The organism is Arthrospiribacter ruber, assembly GCF_019343195.1.
Classification (GTDB): Bacteria; Bacteroidota; Bacteroidia; order Cytophagales; family Cyclobacteriaceae; genus Arthrospiribacter; species Arthrospiribacter ruber.
In genome coordinates, this window is the sequence record NZ_RPHB01000002.1 from 108,981 (window position 1) to 124,917 (window position 15,937).

15 protein-coding genes are annotated in these 15,937 nt (G+C 35.9%); 14 read left to right on the plus strand and 1 reads right to left on the minus strand.

Features of this window, described 5'->3' with window-relative positions:
- Position 1 precedes the first annotated feature (1 nt).
- On the minus strand, positions 2-1,168 hold the full coding sequence (locus EGN73_RS03480; RefSeq protein ID WP_219287091.1) for an ATP-binding protein: 1,167 nt from the start codon (positions 1,166-1,168) through the stop codon (positions 2-4).
- Positions 1,169-1,550: 382 nt separating this feature from the next.
- On the opposite strand from EGN73_RS03480, the gene EGN73_RS03485 reads away from it, so the two are divergent.
- From EGN73_RS03485 to EGN73_RS03550, 14 genes are all read left to right on the plus strand, one after another.
- On the plus strand, positions 1,551-2,123 hold the full coding sequence (locus tag EGN73_RS03485; protein WP_219287092.1) for a DUF1572 family protein: 573 nt from the start codon (positions 1,551-1,553) through the stop codon (positions 2,121-2,123).
- Between the two features lie 627 nt (positions 2,124-2,750).
- Positions 2,751-3,308 carry a hypothetical protein gene (locus tag EGN73_RS03490; protein WP_219287093.1) on the plus strand — a complete coding sequence of 186 codons (558 nt, stop codon included), beginning with the start codon at positions 2,751-2,753 and terminating at the stop codon, positions 3,306-3,308.
- A gap of 54 nt (positions 3,309-3,362) precedes the next feature.
- Positions 3,363-3,602: a hypothetical protein gene (locus EGN73_RS03495; protein ID WP_219287094.1), complete on the plus strand. Its 240-nt coding sequence runs from the start codon at positions 3,363-3,365 to the stop codon at positions 3,600-3,602.
- A gap of 223 nt (positions 3,603-3,825) precedes the next feature.
- Positions 3,826-4,518 (plus strand): hypothetical protein, encoded by a 693-nt coding sequence (locus EGN73_RS03500; RefSeq protein ID WP_219287095.1) that lies wholly within the window; start codon positions 3,826-3,828, stop codon positions 4,516-4,518.
- Positions 4,519-4,971: 453 nt separating this feature from the next.
- A complete protein-coding gene (locus EGN73_RS03505; RefSeq protein WP_219287096.1) occupies positions 4,972-5,730 on the plus strand; it encodes a Cthe_2314 family HEPN domain-containing protein in 759 nt (252 codons plus the stop codon).
- A 508-nt stretch (positions 5,731-6,238) separates the two neighbouring features.
- Positions 6,239-6,757: a hypothetical protein gene (locus EGN73_RS03510; RefSeq protein ID WP_219287097.1), complete on the plus strand. Its 519-nt coding sequence runs from the start codon at positions 6,239-6,241 to the stop codon at positions 6,755-6,757.
- A 9-nt stretch (positions 6,758-6,766) separates the two neighbouring features.
- The gene (locus EGN73_RS03515) at positions 6,767-7,138 is read left to right on the plus strand and encodes a hypothetical protein (RefSeq protein WP_219287098.1); all 372 of its coding nucleotides are present in this window, start codon (positions 6,767-6,769) and stop codon (positions 7,136-7,138) included.
- Entirely contained in the window at positions 7,104-7,523 is a 420-nt protein-coding gene (locus EGN73_RS03520; protein ID WP_219287099.1) for a protein-export chaperone SecB, read from the plus strand. Before EGN73_RS03515 ends, EGN73_RS03520 begins: the two co-directional genes overlap by 35 nt.
- A 600-nt stretch (positions 7,524-8,123) precedes the next feature.
- Positions 8,124-8,705, plus strand: a complete 582-nt coding sequence (locus EGN73_RS03525; protein WP_219287100.1) for a Crp/Fnr family transcriptional regulator — start codon at positions 8,124-8,126, stop codon at positions 8,703-8,705.
- Between the two features lie 78 nt (positions 8,706-8,783).
- Entirely contained in the window at positions 8,784-9,392 is a 609-nt protein-coding gene (locus EGN73_RS03530) for a DUF998 domain-containing protein (RefSeq protein WP_219287101.1), read from the plus strand.
- 28 nt (positions 9,393-9,420) lie between these two features.
- Positions 9,421-10,122: a CPBP family intramembrane glutamic endopeptidase gene (locus EGN73_RS03535; protein ID WP_219287102.1), complete on the plus strand. Its 702-nt coding sequence runs from the start codon at positions 9,421-9,423 to the stop codon at positions 10,120-10,122.
- Positions 10,123-11,196: 1,074 nt separating this feature from the next.
- Positions 11,197-11,997, plus strand: coding sequence for a type IV toxin-antitoxin system AbiEi family antitoxin domain-containing protein (locus tag EGN73_RS03540; RefSeq protein WP_219287103.1), 801 nt, complete (start codon positions 11,197-11,199; stop codon positions 11,995-11,997).
- Complete coding sequence (locus tag EGN73_RS03545; protein ID WP_219287104.1) at positions 11,997-12,863, plus strand: nucleotidyl transferase AbiEii/AbiGii toxin family protein; 867 nt, start codon at positions 11,997-11,999, stop codon at positions 12,861-12,863. Before EGN73_RS03540 ends, EGN73_RS03545 begins: the two co-directional genes overlap by 1 nt.
- A complete protein-coding gene (locus tag EGN73_RS03550) occupies positions 12,863-15,934 on the plus strand; it encodes a type I restriction endonuclease subunit R (protein WP_219287105.1) in 3,072 nt (1,023 codons plus the stop codon). Before EGN73_RS03545 ends, EGN73_RS03550 begins: the two co-directional genes overlap by 1 nt.
- Positions 15,935-15,937: the final 3 nt, after the last annotated feature.

A 15,937-nucleotide genomic window follows, 5' to 3' on the forward strand; every position in this document is an offset into this window, starting at 1 on the left:
CTTATTTACATATATGTTTTCGGCACCACATCTGAAGAATTGGTGAGGTATACCTGTAATTATTTTCATTGCTTTTGAACAAATACCCATCACCTTCTAATATATCCATCGCCCTTCGGGTTTCTTCCACAGTATGCTTTACTCCAAAGTCATGGACCTTATCCATAGTTATCATATCATTGGATGCTATGAATTCCAAAACTTCAAATACAAAAGCATATTCGTTTCCTTTGAATAGTGTGGCCAACCTCGCAAAATAAGGCTCAAATTGGGGTTTATTTCTTAGGTGAACTATTTGATCATACGCTTGGTCTATTTCCTTTGAGGTTAATGGATCTTCCTCCTTCGTTTCAAATACATCAGTAATTTCTTGCGCAATCAATTGCAAATGAAAAGGAATTAACCACCCCATTCTGTCCAACGTGTACTGTAAAATTGATTCCTCGAGCTGGACATTATCAAATTCAAGAAGTTTTGTTAAAAAATCTTGCGCTTCGTTGTAGGTAAGTGGGGCGACCTCTACTGTTCTCAAATCATTCACTGCTGTTAATTCAGTTACTTTTTCAACCATTGGAAAAAGAGAGAGAGATCCAGTGTAGATAAAGTGGATTTTATCTAAGACATAGGCATTATGCCTTAGCTCTCGGTTTTTCTGAATGAAATGTTCCGCTGCTTTTTCACCTTCCTTATTAAGAATATTTTGGATAGTTTGGGGAAATTCATCAATCAAAATCACCACGTGACCATATTCTTTCTTGATTTTTTCAAAGAGATCAACCAGTATTTGAAAATAATCTGTTTCACCTTTCTCTCTAAGCTCAACGTGGTAAACTGTTTTGACTCTTCCCAGGATCCCTTCAATACCATTTTTTATGGAATCATAGAGTTTACTTAGATTACCAATAGCTTCACTTCTGATAATTGCCTCAAAGATCACTTTGAAAAACTCTTTTTCAGAGTCAACTGATTCAGTAATGACATAGACGAAGTAATACCCTTCTTGAGGAAACTCTTCAATATGTTTAAGGATTGAGGTTTTCCCTACTCTTCTAGGTGCAGATAGGTAAATTGAAGTTCCCTTATCGAGAACTCTGTATATTTTTCTTAATTCAGAATCTCGGGGATAAAATGCCTCTCCCCTTGCTGGGTTTCCTAGACTATTTTTCATTTAACAAATTATTTATTGTCAAAAGTAGTGACAATTTTTTTATTGTCAAAATACTTGGCAAAAATATTATTGCCAAGTATTTCATTTTTTGTTTTTCATTCAGTAATGCGAATGATATTGAGTTGGCTCATTTAATATTTTTTGGGGGCAAGGAGAATCTCTAAAAAAGGATTCAAAAACTAGCGGGGAAGATTAGATATAACCAAAATGTGGGGCTTAATTACTTACTTATTAAAGAAGAAAGTTGGGCTTAGTTAAGATAATTAAAAAGGAAATGGATAAATTCGGTCTGACTAAAGAGGATTGGAAATCAGCTCAAAATAAGTGATTTTATTAGAGATGGTCAATAGTTTAAGACGACACACAAACAAAACAAGAAATTATGTCAAACGACTATTTAGACAGCGTAAAAAAACAATTCGATTATTACAAAATACTTGGAGACAAAACGTTTTCGCAATTAAAGGATGACAAATTGTTTTGGCAACACAATGATGACAGCAACAGCATTGCGACAATTGTAAAACACCTTTGGGGTAACATGCTTTCACGTTGGACAGACTTTTTGAATTCGGACGGAGAGAAGGAATTTCGTGATAGAGACGCGGAATTTGAAAACGACATTAAAAACAGAGAAGAACTTTTAGACAAGTGGAACGAAGGTTGGAATTGTCTCTTCAACGCAATCAATTCTTTAACAACGGACGACCTTGACAAAATCATTTACATACGGAATCAAGGACACACCGTAACCGAAGCAATAAATCGACAACTCGCACATTATCCTTATCATATCGGACAAATTGTATTTTTGGGAAAGATGCTTTCAGAAAATGGTTGGACTTCACTTTCAATTCCGAAAGGAAACTCAAAAGAATATAACGCAGACAAATTCGCTAAACCAAAACAAAGAGGTCACTTTACTGACGAGTTCATAAATGACAAAAAAGAATAAAAAACCGAACCGCTAACATTTAGCCCACTAGCCAAAAACCCTCAAAAAAATCCCTGATTGATGCATTCATCTATCAGGGATTTTGGTTATTGGGTGTTGATTGATATCTGTAGGGTGAAGGGTTTGGTAGGTGGAGATGCTATTTACTTTTTTGCTTGATCAAAAAAGTAACCAAAAAATCAAGACGGAGATATTCCCGATAGCGATCGGGACAGGCTCTATCAGCGCGTGAGGCCACCGCTGGCCCGGATCTCCGTCGTCCCGCCCGCATTAGACGAGGGATAGTAAGTTTTATGGTGAAAAATACCCTGTTGGGGGTATTTTTTGTTAAAGGGGGATTGGTTAGGTTTGGTGATAATTCGGGTATAAGCGCCATAATGGCACCTATCACTCCGAATTGAAATGAATCAAAACCTGAACAATTCCTTTGTCTGGGGCCCCTGATCCTTCCTTTATCCAAGCATAAAGAAAAGACCAGGAACTTGGGAGCCTCCCATCCAAAGGACAACATCATTCAACATCCGGTTAACCACATCCAATGAGGTCTCTGACCATGTACGGGGTTAATCTGCCCGTTAGCAAACATTATATAAACTGACCAGCATACAAGATAAACCATTGACACATTTGAAGAAAAATCGAATTTCATACAATTGGCTTATTGACGCCTCATATACTTTTATGTGGGCAATTATATTAGCGACTTTATTTGTCTTAATTCTTCAGACAATAATTCATCCGGGAAAACCAATTATAAAACCATTATTGGCAATAAATGGACTTTTTGTGCCCATTGTAACTCTGTTCATTGGACTAAGACCTATACTGAGTTTATTTGCAATACCTGACACGTTATATATAAATGACAATCAACAAATAGTGACAAAAGAATTAGAAGTTATTACGAACGACAAAATTCAAACTTTAGAGATAAATCAAATAGGTGCAGGTTCTGGATACTTAATTTATTACGAAATGACTTTTAAAAAAGAGCCAACAATTTTAAAAAACAAGAAAAGAAAATCGCTAATCTTAATTGAGCCATACAATATAAAATACATATTCCAAACAAGGACTGACTTAATTGATAAACTAATCAAATCAGGACTTGACGAGAGAAAAATCAAAATGAAACCTATTAAAACAAAACACTTTTGGGGAATAAGAGATAAATTCAAAAAATAACGTTTGCTAACATTTAGCCCACTAGCCAAAAGCCCTCAAAAAAATCCCTGATTGATGCATTCATCTATCAGGGTCGCCGATAGTGAACTGGAGGTTAGTGGCTGCCATGTACGCCGTGGCGTATTGACTGACTTGTGCGCCGGGGCGTACATCCGCATGGTGAAGGGCTCGCTAGGTGGAATAGTAGGTTGGTTGGTGGATTTTAGGATGCGGTTGTTTCTGTTTTTCGATGACTTTGGGAGTATTTGCTTTGCTTTGGGCATGACATCCCCTACCCAACATCTGGGGATTTGAATTGGCGGCATGTCTTGGATCCAACCCTAGAATTCTTGAATCCTGTAAGTGGATCAAGAAGGGGCTGGATTTAGTTTTAGAGGTTTTGTGAAAGAAAGTTGGGGTTAGTTATGAGAATTAAAAAGTAAATGGATAAATTAGGTCTGGCTATTGAGGATTGGAAATCAGCTCAAATTGAGGGGTTTTGGTTACGTTAGTCAGAAGCTTAAAATGACAGACAAATATGATTTCTGAAAAGACAGTAGAATTAAACTTGACAACAGAGCTGGTAAATTACCTATTCGTAATGACTGGCGTAAGACCATATATATTGGCTCCCTCACAAGCTCAAGAAGGGACTTTAGGGTTTGATACCGCAATTGGCTTTCCTGGGACAGGTCGACCATATTTGATACAATACAAAAGAGCAGAATTTAGAGTTAGAAGAAATGAATATTTGTATCACTTAAATCACACAGCACGACAAGACCAACATTTAAGACTTTACATACTAGAACGATTAGGCTGGGACGTTTTTTATGCTTTACCATTATTTCATACACCGACACAGGTAATAAACAACAGAAGACGATTACTTCCAATGACTTTGTATCTAAGACCAAGTTGGATGATACCAGTGGGTGGAATAGCTGCGATGGTTGGACATCACGAAGTAAGACATAACTTAACAACTGGCGTGACAACCATTCATTCAGAAGAAGGAAGAGAAATTGAAAGCAAGTTTGATTTTTTTGATTTTGCAAGAGTGTTGAACAATGACGAAGAATTTTCTAATGAGAAGCTAAATTCATTCTTTAAAGACTTTAATAATGTATTTGCAAATGAACAGACATTTGAATACGAACAAATAAAAATTGAGCCACAAGACAAAGAAGACAATTATGCTTTTAAGGGACTTTCATCAATTATATTTTAAAATCGAAGGACTGAGAAAGCCTACCGCTAACATTTAGCCCACTAGCTAAAAGCCCTCAAAAAAATCCCTGATTGATGCATTCATCTATCAGGGATTTTGGTTAGTGGCTGTTGACTGACATCCGCAGGGTGAAGGGTTTGCTAGGAGGAATAGTAGGCTGGTTGGTGGATTTTAGGAAGCGGTTGTTTTGATTTTTTGGTTGAATTTGGGAGATTTTGCTTTGCTTTGGGGATGGACTCTCCTACCCTTTGTATTGGAGTTTGATTTTATGGTATGACTTGATCCGACCATGATTTCTTAAACCTTGTAAATGGATCAAGAAGGTGCGGGATTGAGTATGGGAGATTTTGGAAAAGGAAACTGGGGTTGGTTAAGGGAATTAATAAATTGAGTTTGCTAAGCTTCGAGTTTAGTTCAAAAAGAGCGGTTTTATTTACTTTAGTCAGAAATGCTATGAATACTAAGACAATTGATGAATACACGAAAATTCTATATAGAATTTATGAGGAAAATGCACTTGTATCTCTCGAGGATAATGAGTTCAAATACAAAGACATCAATGTTATGCAATTTCCAAGAAACTCTGAGTACAACGAACCTAAATTCCAACCAATGATAAACTTCTGGGATACTATAAATTGTAACAAAGATTTAAAGTTTTTTGTTGGTCAACTTTTTATGTATCGACCCTACATAAATAACCCCCTTGAGGAAACATTACTAATGCCTGATGGTGAGGTTATTTCAACATATCATCAAAATCTTTATGATCACCGATACTCAACCTTTATCACATGTTGCTTTGAAAAATGTTACAACTTCTGGGATCGAATTGGGGATAACATTGCCTCATTTTTCCCTGAACTCCTGAAAATTCATCAAGTGGACTTTATTCGAATTCTTGATAGGATTAAACAACTAAAGATTGAGAACGAACATTTGGATTGGCTCTTAAACTTCAAAGACAATGAATACAAAGAACTCAACTCCTATCGAAAGGAATTTGTTCACTATAGTCAATTTGCTGCAAAATATAGATATGATCATGCTATGAACTTGTCAAACTTTGAAACTCTTGGAACTATGTGGAAAGAAAAATTTGGTTTTGCAGACTACTTCAGAATTCAACTTGAACTTTCATCGGAAGGATACTTTCGAATGTTAAAATTCATAGAGTTTATTCGAGATCATTCCTACAATCAACAGAAGTAATAAAACTTTAATAAATTGGTAAAGAGGAATTCCACCCCTAAACCTCTTACAGAATCGTATCTCGATTTTCGGGACAGACTGTGAATCTCTCCACTGTTCATGTAGGGTTTGTTTTTATTTGTATTCACGAATGTAGGCTGGATCAATTTTAATATAGAAGAAAAGGTACTCCTTTTGAAAATCCTGAAGGCTATCTTTTCTTGGATCAAAAAAACAAATGCAAAGCATTCATGAATACCATTGAAATATAACCTTAATGAATAAAATTGGGCATAGATAAGAGAATTAAAAACAAATCAATAAATTCGTTCTGACTAATGAGGATTTAGGCCTCGAATTGAGCCCAAATTAAGCGATTTTCTTTGCGTTAGTCAAAATTTAAGAAATTCTTAATCAATTAAATAATCGTATCAATAAATTAATTTTGTTACATTTACGAAATAACTAAAAAACTTAAAATAGAACCTTGATATTTACAGTTCAGCACACCTGTCAAAAAAAAGGAGGAATGGAATTTGTATTAGAAAACGCACCATTTCATTCAGAATATGATTTAAAAAAAGGAAAAAAGCCTTTTATTGGAGCAGGATATTACTTTTGGGAATATAATTTAGATTATGCTAAAGTATGGGGAAAGACTCATTATAAAAATTCATATTTCATAGTAGAAAGTGAAATTATAATTAATGAAGATTCTTTATATTTAGATTTAGCAGGTAATAGAGAACATTTGGTTGGATTTGTTGAATTATTAAAAGAGTTTGAACTAATAGACGAAATAGGAACTCAAGGAATTGACCTATGTTATATAATTAGTTATTTAAGAGATGAATTTCCTGAAGAAGTATTTCCTTTTAAAGTTATTAGAGCTGTAGATTATAAAAATAATGAGACTTCTGGTATCAAAATTGCTTTTAATAATGATAGGAGAAGTTATACAATTCTTAATCCTAGAATTATAATTTGTTATAAAAATAAAGAAGATATTGTATATAATAAAAAACCTTTTCTTAAATTTGCAGTATAGATTCAAGTTATGAAAGCATTAGAAAAAGCTAAATTAGCACTGAGAAAGCATTTACTTGAAAATAAAGAACAAGTAAAATCAGACCTAGAGAGAATGAGAGAAATCTCTAATGGAATGGGTATGTCTTCATATATAGAAAATTTATCTAGTTCTTTCTCTATAGAAAATATTGAAGTTTCACAAGATAAAAACTTTGATTATTCCTATGACGAAATTGATACGTATGGACTAATTGATGAACTAAAGTCTTGTTATCAATGGTATCCACCGGATATCACATTAATAAAAAGTAATAAAAAAGACTCTGAAATTTTATCAGAGTCTTTTTTATTGATACATTTAGTTTATGGAAGAATTACAAAAAGCAGCGTTTTCATTTGAGCAATTTAAAGTTTCTCAATTTTCTTACAACGAAAACAACGATAACGGCTCTGGTCTTAAAATAGGACTAGAGCCAAGAGGTACATACAACTCTAAAACAGGAGAATTTATTCTTAATCTAAACTTCATTTCTCACAACGAGGATAATTTAGGTAACTTTATATTTCAACTTAATTCTATTGCTGTATTCAAATTTGAATCTAATATTGACTACTCTAATATCCCAAGTTTTTTCTACAAAAATGCTATTGCAATTATGTTTCCATATTTACGAGCCTTCATAAGTACTTTAACTCTTCAAGCAAATACTAAATTATTGAAACTAGGTTTAATGAACTTATCTGGTCTTGAAGAGCCGCTTAAAGAAAATGTTACTGTTATATAAAAACTGCTTACAACATTTAGCCCACTAGCCAAAAGCCCTCAAAAAAATCCCTGATTGATGCATTCGTCTATTAGAGCTAGTGGCTGTCTTGGCCGTGGTGTATTGACTGACATCCGCAGGGTGAAGGGCTTGCTAGGTGGAAATAAGGTGTTTTTACTTTTTTGCTTGATCAAAAAAGTAACCAAAAAATCAAGACGGAGATATCCTATCTGCCCACAAAGCCACCGCCGACCCGGATCTCCGTCGTCCCGCCCGCATTAGACGAGGGATAGTAAGTTTTATGGTGAAAAATACCCTGTTGGGGGTATTTTTTGTTAAAGGGGGATTGGTTAGGTTTGGTGATAATTCGGGTATAAGCGCCATAATGGCACCTATCACTCCGAATTGAAATGAATCAAAACCTGAACAATTCCTTTGTCTGGGGCCCCTGATCCTTCCTTTATCCAAGCATAAAGAAAAGACCAGGAACTTGGGAGCCTCCCATCCAAAGGACAACATCATTCAACACCCGGTTAACCACATACAATGAAGTCTCTGACCGTATACGGGGTTAACCTGGCCGTTACCACCAATGCAAAAAAATGACATATAAAAACCTATATGAATGACAACAAACAATACATTCAATTTTTAAAATCGTCATTTGATAAATACTATCAAACTCGCACTGAAGCGTGGGAAGAGTATGTTCATCATTGTTCTGTTGTCTCTTTCAATAAAGAAGAAGTGGTTAAAGAACAGAATACTATTGAACGATACTTCTATTATATAATTGAAGGAAGTGTGGGGCTATTTTTATGGAAAGAAAATAATTTTGTTTGTTTAGATTTTGCTTTTGAAGGGCAATTCTGTTCAGATTATATGTCTATACTTACAAATGAACCGACCCCGTTACAATTAAGAGCTCTTGAAAATTGTAAAATGCTCAGAATGTCGAAAGAGAGCTACCACAAGATTACACACACACCTCTAGGAAGCGTCATCAGAACGGTAGCTGCTGAAGCTTCATTTATGGATAAACAATTGCAACAAATAGACTTACTCACCAAAACGGCAAAGCAACGATATGAAGTTTTATTAAGTCAGTTTCCAAACATTCAAAACCGTATTTCACAATCCCATATAGCATCATATCTTGGTATTACACCTCAAAGTTTAAGTAGAATAAGAAGGGAAAAATGATTTTTTACCATATGGTAATTTTAGTTATTTGATAAAATCAGAATTTTACATCGTATTAATTTTAATTCAAAAAAGACGATGAAAAACAAAAGATTTGGTTTAATCGGTTTATCAGCACCTTTATGTTTAGGACTGACTTATATGATCATGTCCGCTCAAAGACCGGAGTACAGTTTTTTAACCAAAGCAGTCAGTGAACTCGGTTCATTAGACGCACCCAACAAGTGGTATTGGAATGTTTTTGGCTACATTCTTCCAGGTGTATTGATATCCATTTTTTCGATAGGGCTTTATCAAAGCATGGCTCAAAAGACGAGTAGCAGATTACCCCTCTTAGGCATTTTTTTAAGTGGCTTTTTCATGGCTATTTCTGGAATTTTCCCCGGTGATTTTGAAGACAGGACTTCCACAACCATGATACTTCATACTGTTGGGAGTTTTGGAAGTTACATTTTTTTCCTCATTGGTGCGTTTACCTATCCCAAACTGATGAGAGAAAGCAACTATTGGAAATCTGTAATTTTACTCTCTTTAACATTGACATGGCTAACGATAATTTTTGGTGCTTGGCCCTTTGTCTTTACTGACATGCCGGGAGTAGGCCAAAGAATAGTGTTTTCACTATATTTCTTATGGATAGCACTCCATGCCTTTAAGCTTTACAATTATCAGTCTGTTATCAAATAAGTCCATTGACATAAAATAATATTTCAATATGACTTCACTGAGAACAGTTTGGCGGAATCTCATTTTAGCATCCATATGGTTTCTGTTGATTTTATTCGTGCTGATTGCTTATTATTTAATAACTGGCTTGGATCAATCAGTTATTACTGAGCATATGAATTCAAATATTCCTTTTATACTTTTGTTTGCTCAGATAATGATGTTAGTCTATTTACTAGCATCTACACGAAAATATGGTTTTAATATTTTCAAGAATGGCTGGAAAACCTATAAAAGTAAGATACCCATAGATGTTATTGGAGGAATTTTAACGGGGTCAGTCATTGCAATAACTTATATTTACTTTTTATCACCTATGCAGCATATTTTACAAATGCATATTGGTGACTATGTACCTGCGGGAGAGGCTATGACATCATTAGGCAAGCATACTATGGTGTTTTTTATAGCCAATGTCATCCTAGCTCCTTTTGTGGAAGAAAGCCTGTATAGGAATTTTGCAATGACCATTTTTTTGAAAAAATATAGCAAATTAAAAACCGTAGTAATTACATCAGCTATGTTTGGTTTGATGCACTGGCTCGGGGGATTTTGGTACATCATGTTAACAGGACTTTTTGTCGGTGTGCCTCTTGCGATTATTGTCCTCAAAAGAGGGAATCTGATTTGGGCTTTTACGACACATTTAGTTTTAAATAGCATAGAATTTATACATATTTCAAGTTTGTAAGGAACGTATTTAAATGAATGCTAGGCTAGTGACTAACCAAAATTGTGTATCAGAATACTGACAAAAATTGATTTACTATAATCAGAAAATTCTATTTGTAAATTACAAAAAAAGAAGCACTGGTGGTAACCGAAGTACTGTCTTAAATTCCAAGTAATTTTTAAAGGTTTTTATTAAATGTACAATAGCGAAAAGAGGGCTTCAGGCGATTCGTTGCACGGAAGTTCATCTAATGTAGGACTGGTTTTTCCTCGCCCTAAGCTTACAAGGTCTGACTTTGGATTTCCAGAATCATTTCAGGCATTTGCTTTTTCTGGATTTGATTAATCCCCTCCCCTATTGAGAACCAAAAGATCCGGAATATCTCCCCTCCTATTTTAGGGGGTCAAGACCAGCCGGAATATCCAATTGAAATAAAAAATCCGTTAGCAACCTTGATTTTTGGTAGATATAATTTATTTTTAGTAGTTAATGATGGATCCCTGTAAGATCGTGAGGATTATTTTGGAATAAGAAAGTAGAGTACCCCTCCTAGAATTGATAGTTGCAGTAGTTTGAATTACCCTTAAAGAACTCCTTCCAGGGAGTTCTTTTTATTAAAAGGACTGGTGAAAGTACCCTGTACGGGGTATTTTATAAGAGTGGGGGAATTTGTAGGAGATTGGCCTTATACTTTTTGCCTTGATGCAAAAAGTAACAAAAAGATCAAGAATTCCGAAACCTATCCACGCGTATGGCACACGCTGGCCTCCCGTACGTACGGGAGAATTCGTTCCTCCCCGCAGCACATTTTCTATTCAAGGTTAGAGTGAGCTTTAAGAGTTTGGAAAAATAACCATCGCTAGTGGATTTGCAACAAAAAACTGGACAAACTATTAAGCTGCTATTTTTTGATTTAAGTTTTCAAACTGTTCAGGAGTCATATACTTCAAATAAGAATGCTTCCTTTTTTTGTTGCAAATCCAAGATCATTGACTATTCTGATTGCTGTATAGAGTAGAAAGTTCCTTATATTTACCAATCGTGTTACGATAAGACCCAATTTTTAGGTCTTATCGTAACACAAAAGGTAATATGGCAGACAGCGTTTATATATCAGAACATCTTACGAAGCCCCAACTTGAATTCTTAAAGTTGCTGGATGACTATGAAATACAATTGTTCAAATTCTCCGAAATTGAACAGTTACTAGAACAAAAGTTTGACAACTTAAGTGAGATTTTGGAAAATCTAGTTGATAAGAAACTACTTGTAAGGATTGAGAGAGGTAAATTTTGTAGACAAAGTTTTCGGGACGAATATGTCATAGGTACTTTTGTTGCTGAAAATAGTGCTGTCGCGTATTGGTCTGCATTGAATTTGCATGGATTGACAGAACAGTTTTCTAATACCGTTTTTATTCAAACGACTCATCAAAAAAACGATAAGTCAATCTTAGGCACTTCTTATAAATTCGTCAAGATAGCACCTAATAAAAAAACAGGAATCATACACAATGGTTACGGTAACCTTCAGTATCCCATCACTGATGTGGAGAAAACAATAGTCGATTGCTTTGACCTACCTCAACATTCTGGTGGCTATGCGGAATTGATCAGAGCCGTTGGTCAAGCGCAATTACAACCCAGTAAATTAATCGAGTACTGCCAGGCTGTAAATAATATTGCGGTTACCAAACGAATTGGCTATTTGGTTGAGCTTCTCCAAATTCCAGGCATGGAATCTTTTATAAATTTTGCCAAGAAACAAGTAAAGAATAAATATAACTTATTTGATCCTCAGGGATTGGAAGAAGGGGAATTTATCGCAGAATGGCGATTAAGGTTAAATATTAGCCGGGAGGAATTGTTAGACATCTCCAATAAACAATACTAATGATACTGAAAAAGGAAATAGAGAAAACAGCATTGGAATACAAAGTGTCCAGAAGTACCATTGACAAGGATTGGGTATTGGGTCATTTTATCGATGCTATATATTCGATAGATTCCTGTAGAGAAGCACTGATCTTCAAAGGAGGAACATGTTTGCGAAAATGTTATATCCCAGATTATCGATTTTCAGAAGATTTAGATTTCACATCCGTCAATCCGGATTTTCAATTGGATGAAGATTTATTGCGGCAAATCATGTCATTAGTACAAGAACGAACTGGAATGCAATTAAATTTAGAAAAGCTGACCAATCTTCGTCACAATGATATGCCTACTGGATATGCTGCCGTTGTAAAGTTTTGGGGAGCCGATCATTCTAAAGATCAAATCCCGCCAGACCCTTCACGGTGGACTACTTCGATTAAAATTGAAATTATCCTGTACGAGAAGATGCTGTTTGAACCGACTTTGAAAACAGTTTACCATGATTATTCCGACCAGCTCACTCCTACAATAGGTGAGATTGCCTGCTATGATATAAGAGAAGTGTTGTCTGAAAAGTTAAGAGCCTTGATACAACGCTCGTATACAGCACCTCGTGATTACTACGATATTTGGTACTTGTCCAAGCATGTTAGCGATCTCGATTGGGCGGAGATTAAGCAGGCTTTCTTAGAGAAAATGGCATTTAAAGGACTTGAATTTACAGGAGTAGAACAATTACTTAACACTCGGAGTGAAAACATGGTTAGACGAGCATGGAAAACAAGTTTAGGACATCAAATCTCCGCCAAAAAATTGCCCGCTTTTGACGAGGTACAAAAGGACCTGAAATTATTGTTTGATCAGATCTTCGAAACGATATAATGGCATTTAACGAAAATTCACGTGTAAAGATTCCTGCGTTATTACATCTAATGCGCTTGGGGTACACGTATATCCCTTTACGAGAACAAATTAGAAGATCAGATAGTAATATATTTGAGGACATATTTTTAGAAAGTCTTCAACGCATTAATAACCCTGATGTAGCTTTAGAAGATCTTAAACGCTTGTTGGATGAAATAAGCTTAGAATTAGACTATGAAGATATTGGTGAAAAGTTTTATCAGCGCCTGACTGCAACTTCTGGTGTTAAGCTAATTGACTTTAAGAATTTCAATAACAATAGCTTTCATGTCACAACGGAATTGATCTGTAAAAGTGGTGACGAAGAGTTTCGTCCTGACATAACGGTTTTGATCAATGGAATGCCTTTAGCTTTTATCGAAGTCAAGAAACCTCATAACAAAGAAGGGGTTTTAGCAGAACGCAGACGGGTCAATAACCGATTTAAGCAGAAACATTTTAGAAAATTTGCCAATATCACTCAGTTAATGGTCTTTTCTAATAATATGGAATATGAAGATGGCATAGTAGAACCTGTGTTTGGTGCTTTCTATGCTACCTCTGCCTATGCTGATCTGCATTTTAATTATTTCAGAGAAGATGTAGACTATCCAGTTAAACAAGAGTTGATCAACCTATCTGAAGATCAGGAAAACTTCGTCCTAAAGGATAATAACCTATTGGTTATAAAACACAGCCCGGAGTTCAAAACCAACAAGGAGCCGTATACGCCTACACACCGCATGCTAACATCATTGTTCAGCAGAGAGCGGTTGGCTTTCCTCTTACGTTATTCTATTGCCTATGTTCGCGAAGAAAACGGATTGCAAAAGCACATTATGCGGTACCCTCAGGTATTTGCAACCATGGCGATAGCTTCAAAACTGGAGGAAGGAAAGACTAAGGGGATCATATGGCATACGCAAGGTTCTGGAAAAACTGCTTTGGCGTTTTACAATGTAAAACATCTTACCGACTATTATCAGAAGAAACACATTATTCCTAAGTTTTACTTTATTGTAGACCGCTTGGATTTGTTAATCCAAGCCTCTAACGAATTTGCTAAACGTGGGTTGAAAGTCAATAAGGTTAATTCCCGGCAAGAGTTTATTGCAGATTTAAAAGTGGTTGGTGCCATTCATAACGATAGCGGACAAGCCGAAATCACGGTTGTTAATATTCAAAAATTTAGTGAAGATTCTACTGTTTCCGAAGATATCGGCTACGATATTAATACACAGCGAATTTTCTTCCTTGATGAAGCACATCGTAGCTATAATCCGAAAGGTAACTATTTGGCAAATCTGATAAATTCAGATAAAAATGCTATTAAGATCGCCTTGACTGGTACTCCTCTTTTAAAAGAAGTTGCAAAGGAATACGATTCAAAACTATTGTTTGGTAATTACATTCACAAATATTACTACAATCGCTCTATCGCTGACGGCTATACTTTACGACTTATTCGTGAAGAAATTGAAGGAAGCTTCAAGATGGAGATGAAAGAAGTGATGGAGCAGATTAAGGTACTTCGAGGAGATATCAAAACCTCAGATGTATATGCCGACCGAAGATTTGCACAAGGTTTACTGGACTATATCACAAGAGATCTAGTCGACTTCAGGGATTACTCGCGGGATGAATCATTGGGAGGTATGGTCGTTTGTGATTCATCTAAGCAGGCTAAGATGTTATTTCAGCTGTTTGAAGAGCAATACGGCATTCAAGAAATAAATGTGCAAAATCTAGCAATCGCCGCAGAACCATCTGTTGCTTACGGAGATCGTCGCAAAGAAAAGCTCACCGCCGCCTTGATACTTCACGACGAGAATGACAAGCAGATCCGTAAAGATTTGATTGAGGCTTTTAAAAGTGGTAAGATAGATGTGTTATTTGTCTACAACATGCTATTGACTGGCTTTGATGCTAAACGTTTGAAAAAGCTTTATCTGGCACGAGTAATTCAGGATCACAACCTCCTACAGACCTTGACCCGTGTAAATCGCCCTTACAAAAACTATCAGTACGGTTATGTTGTGGATTTTGCAGATATCTCTACAGCATTTGATCGAACCAATCAACTCTATTTTCAGGAGTTGCAAGAACAGTTAGGCGATGAGATGGAAATGTATTCGTATCTCTTCAAATCGAAAGAAGAGATTGAAACGGAGATCAGCGAAATCCAAGAAACGCTATTTCATTACGACACGCAGAACCAAGAGATTTTCTCCCAGCAAACTGCCGCGATACATAATAAGCATGAATTGATACGACTGGTCAAAGCACTACGTACGGCCAAAGAGTTGAAAAACATTATTGCAATTAATGGCTACGAAGGTCTGGGAGAATTAGTGGACTTCGCCGTGCTGAACCGCCTACTCTTGGAAGCGCAAAGCCGATTGGATAATCTAAACTTTATAGAAAGCCTAGAGAGTAGTGACGAAACCCGCAACCTGTTAGACGCAGCACTGGAAGATATCATTTTCCAATTTATTAAAGTAGGTGAAGAGGAATTACGATTGGCAGATGAATACAAAGACCAACTTCGCAAAACAAGGGAAGCCTTACAACAAAATTTTGACACAGGTGATCCTGATTTTATTAGTTTAAAAGAAGAGCTGCAAAGGATCTTCCGAAAGAAAAACCTATCGGAAACCAATCAGGAAGACATGGTGGAAAATATGCAACTGCTCCGCAAAATATATGATCAGGCTAAAGAACTGAATCGTAAAAATGCCTTGCTACGGGCAAAGTATAATCATGATGAGAAATATGCTCGAATTCATAAGCGTTTGACAGAGAAAGGAACTTTGTCGGCTAAAGAAATGCAGTTGCATCGAGCTTTGATGCAAGTGAAGTTTGAAGTAGACGAAAAACTGGAAGGTCAGGAAGATATTTTAGAAAATCAAGCCTGGTTTGATCGTTATGTTGTCAAACTAGTCGCTCAACAGTTTGTACTGAAAGAAAAAATGGAACTGGACGCTGCCACGCGTCAAAACATAAGTAATTTGATTGGGAAAGAATATTACCAATTACGCGGAAATATATAAAAC

What these genes read in the sequence shown, in the direction of transcription:
- EGN73_RS03480 (WP_219287091.1), bottom strand. Translation starts at nt 1,168, where the DNA reads ATGAAAAATAGTCTAGGAAACCCAGCAAGGGGAGAGGCATTTTATCCC.
- EGN73_RS03485 (WP_219287092.1), top strand. Translation starts at nt 1,551, where the DNA reads ATGTCAAACGACTATTTAGACAGCGTAAAAAAACAATTCGATTATTAC.
- EGN73_RS03495 (WP_219287094.1), top strand. Translation starts at nt 3,363, where the DNA reads ATGCATTCATCTATCAGGGTCGCCGATAGTGAACTGGAGGTTAGTGGC.
- EGN73_RS03500 (WP_219287095.1), top strand. Translation starts at nt 3,826, where the DNA reads ATGATTTCTGAAAAGACAGTAGAATTAAACTTGACAACAGAGCTGGTA.
- EGN73_RS03505 (WP_219287096.1), top strand. Translation starts at nt 4,972, where the DNA reads ATGAATACTAAGACAATTGATGAATACACGAAAATTCTATATAGAATT.
- EGN73_RS03510 (WP_219287097.1), top strand. Translation starts at nt 6,239, where the DNA reads ATGGAATTTGTATTAGAAAACGCACCATTTCATTCAGAATATGATTTA.
- EGN73_RS03515 (WP_219287098.1), top strand. Translation starts at nt 6,767, where the DNA reads ATGAAAGCATTAGAAAAAGCTAAATTAGCACTGAGAAAGCATTTACTT.
- EGN73_RS03520 (WP_219287099.1), top strand. Translation starts at nt 7,104, where the DNA reads ATGGAAGAATTACAAAAAGCAGCGTTTTCATTTGAGCAATTTAAAGTT.
- EGN73_RS03525 (WP_219287100.1), top strand. Translation starts at nt 8,124, where the DNA reads ATGAATGACAACAAACAATACATTCAATTTTTAAAATCGTCATTTGAT.
- EGN73_RS03530 (WP_219287101.1), top strand. Translation starts at nt 8,784, where the DNA reads ATGAAAAACAAAAGATTTGGTTTAATCGGTTTATCAGCACCTTTATGT.
- EGN73_RS03535 (WP_219287102.1), top strand. Translation starts at nt 9,421, where the DNA reads ATGACTTCACTGAGAACAGTTTGGCGGAATCTCATTTTAGCATCCATA.
- EGN73_RS03540 (WP_219287103.1), top strand. Translation starts at nt 11,197, where the DNA reads ATGGCAGACAGCGTTTATATATCAGAACATCTTACGAAGCCCCAACTT.
- EGN73_RS03545 (WP_219287104.1), top strand. Translation starts at nt 11,997, where the DNA reads ATGATACTGAAAAAGGAAATAGAGAAAACAGCATTGGAATACAAAGTG.
- EGN73_RS03550 (WP_219287105.1), top strand. Translation starts at nt 12,863, where the DNA reads ATGGCATTTAACGAAAATTCACGTGTAAAGATTCCTGCGTTATTACAT.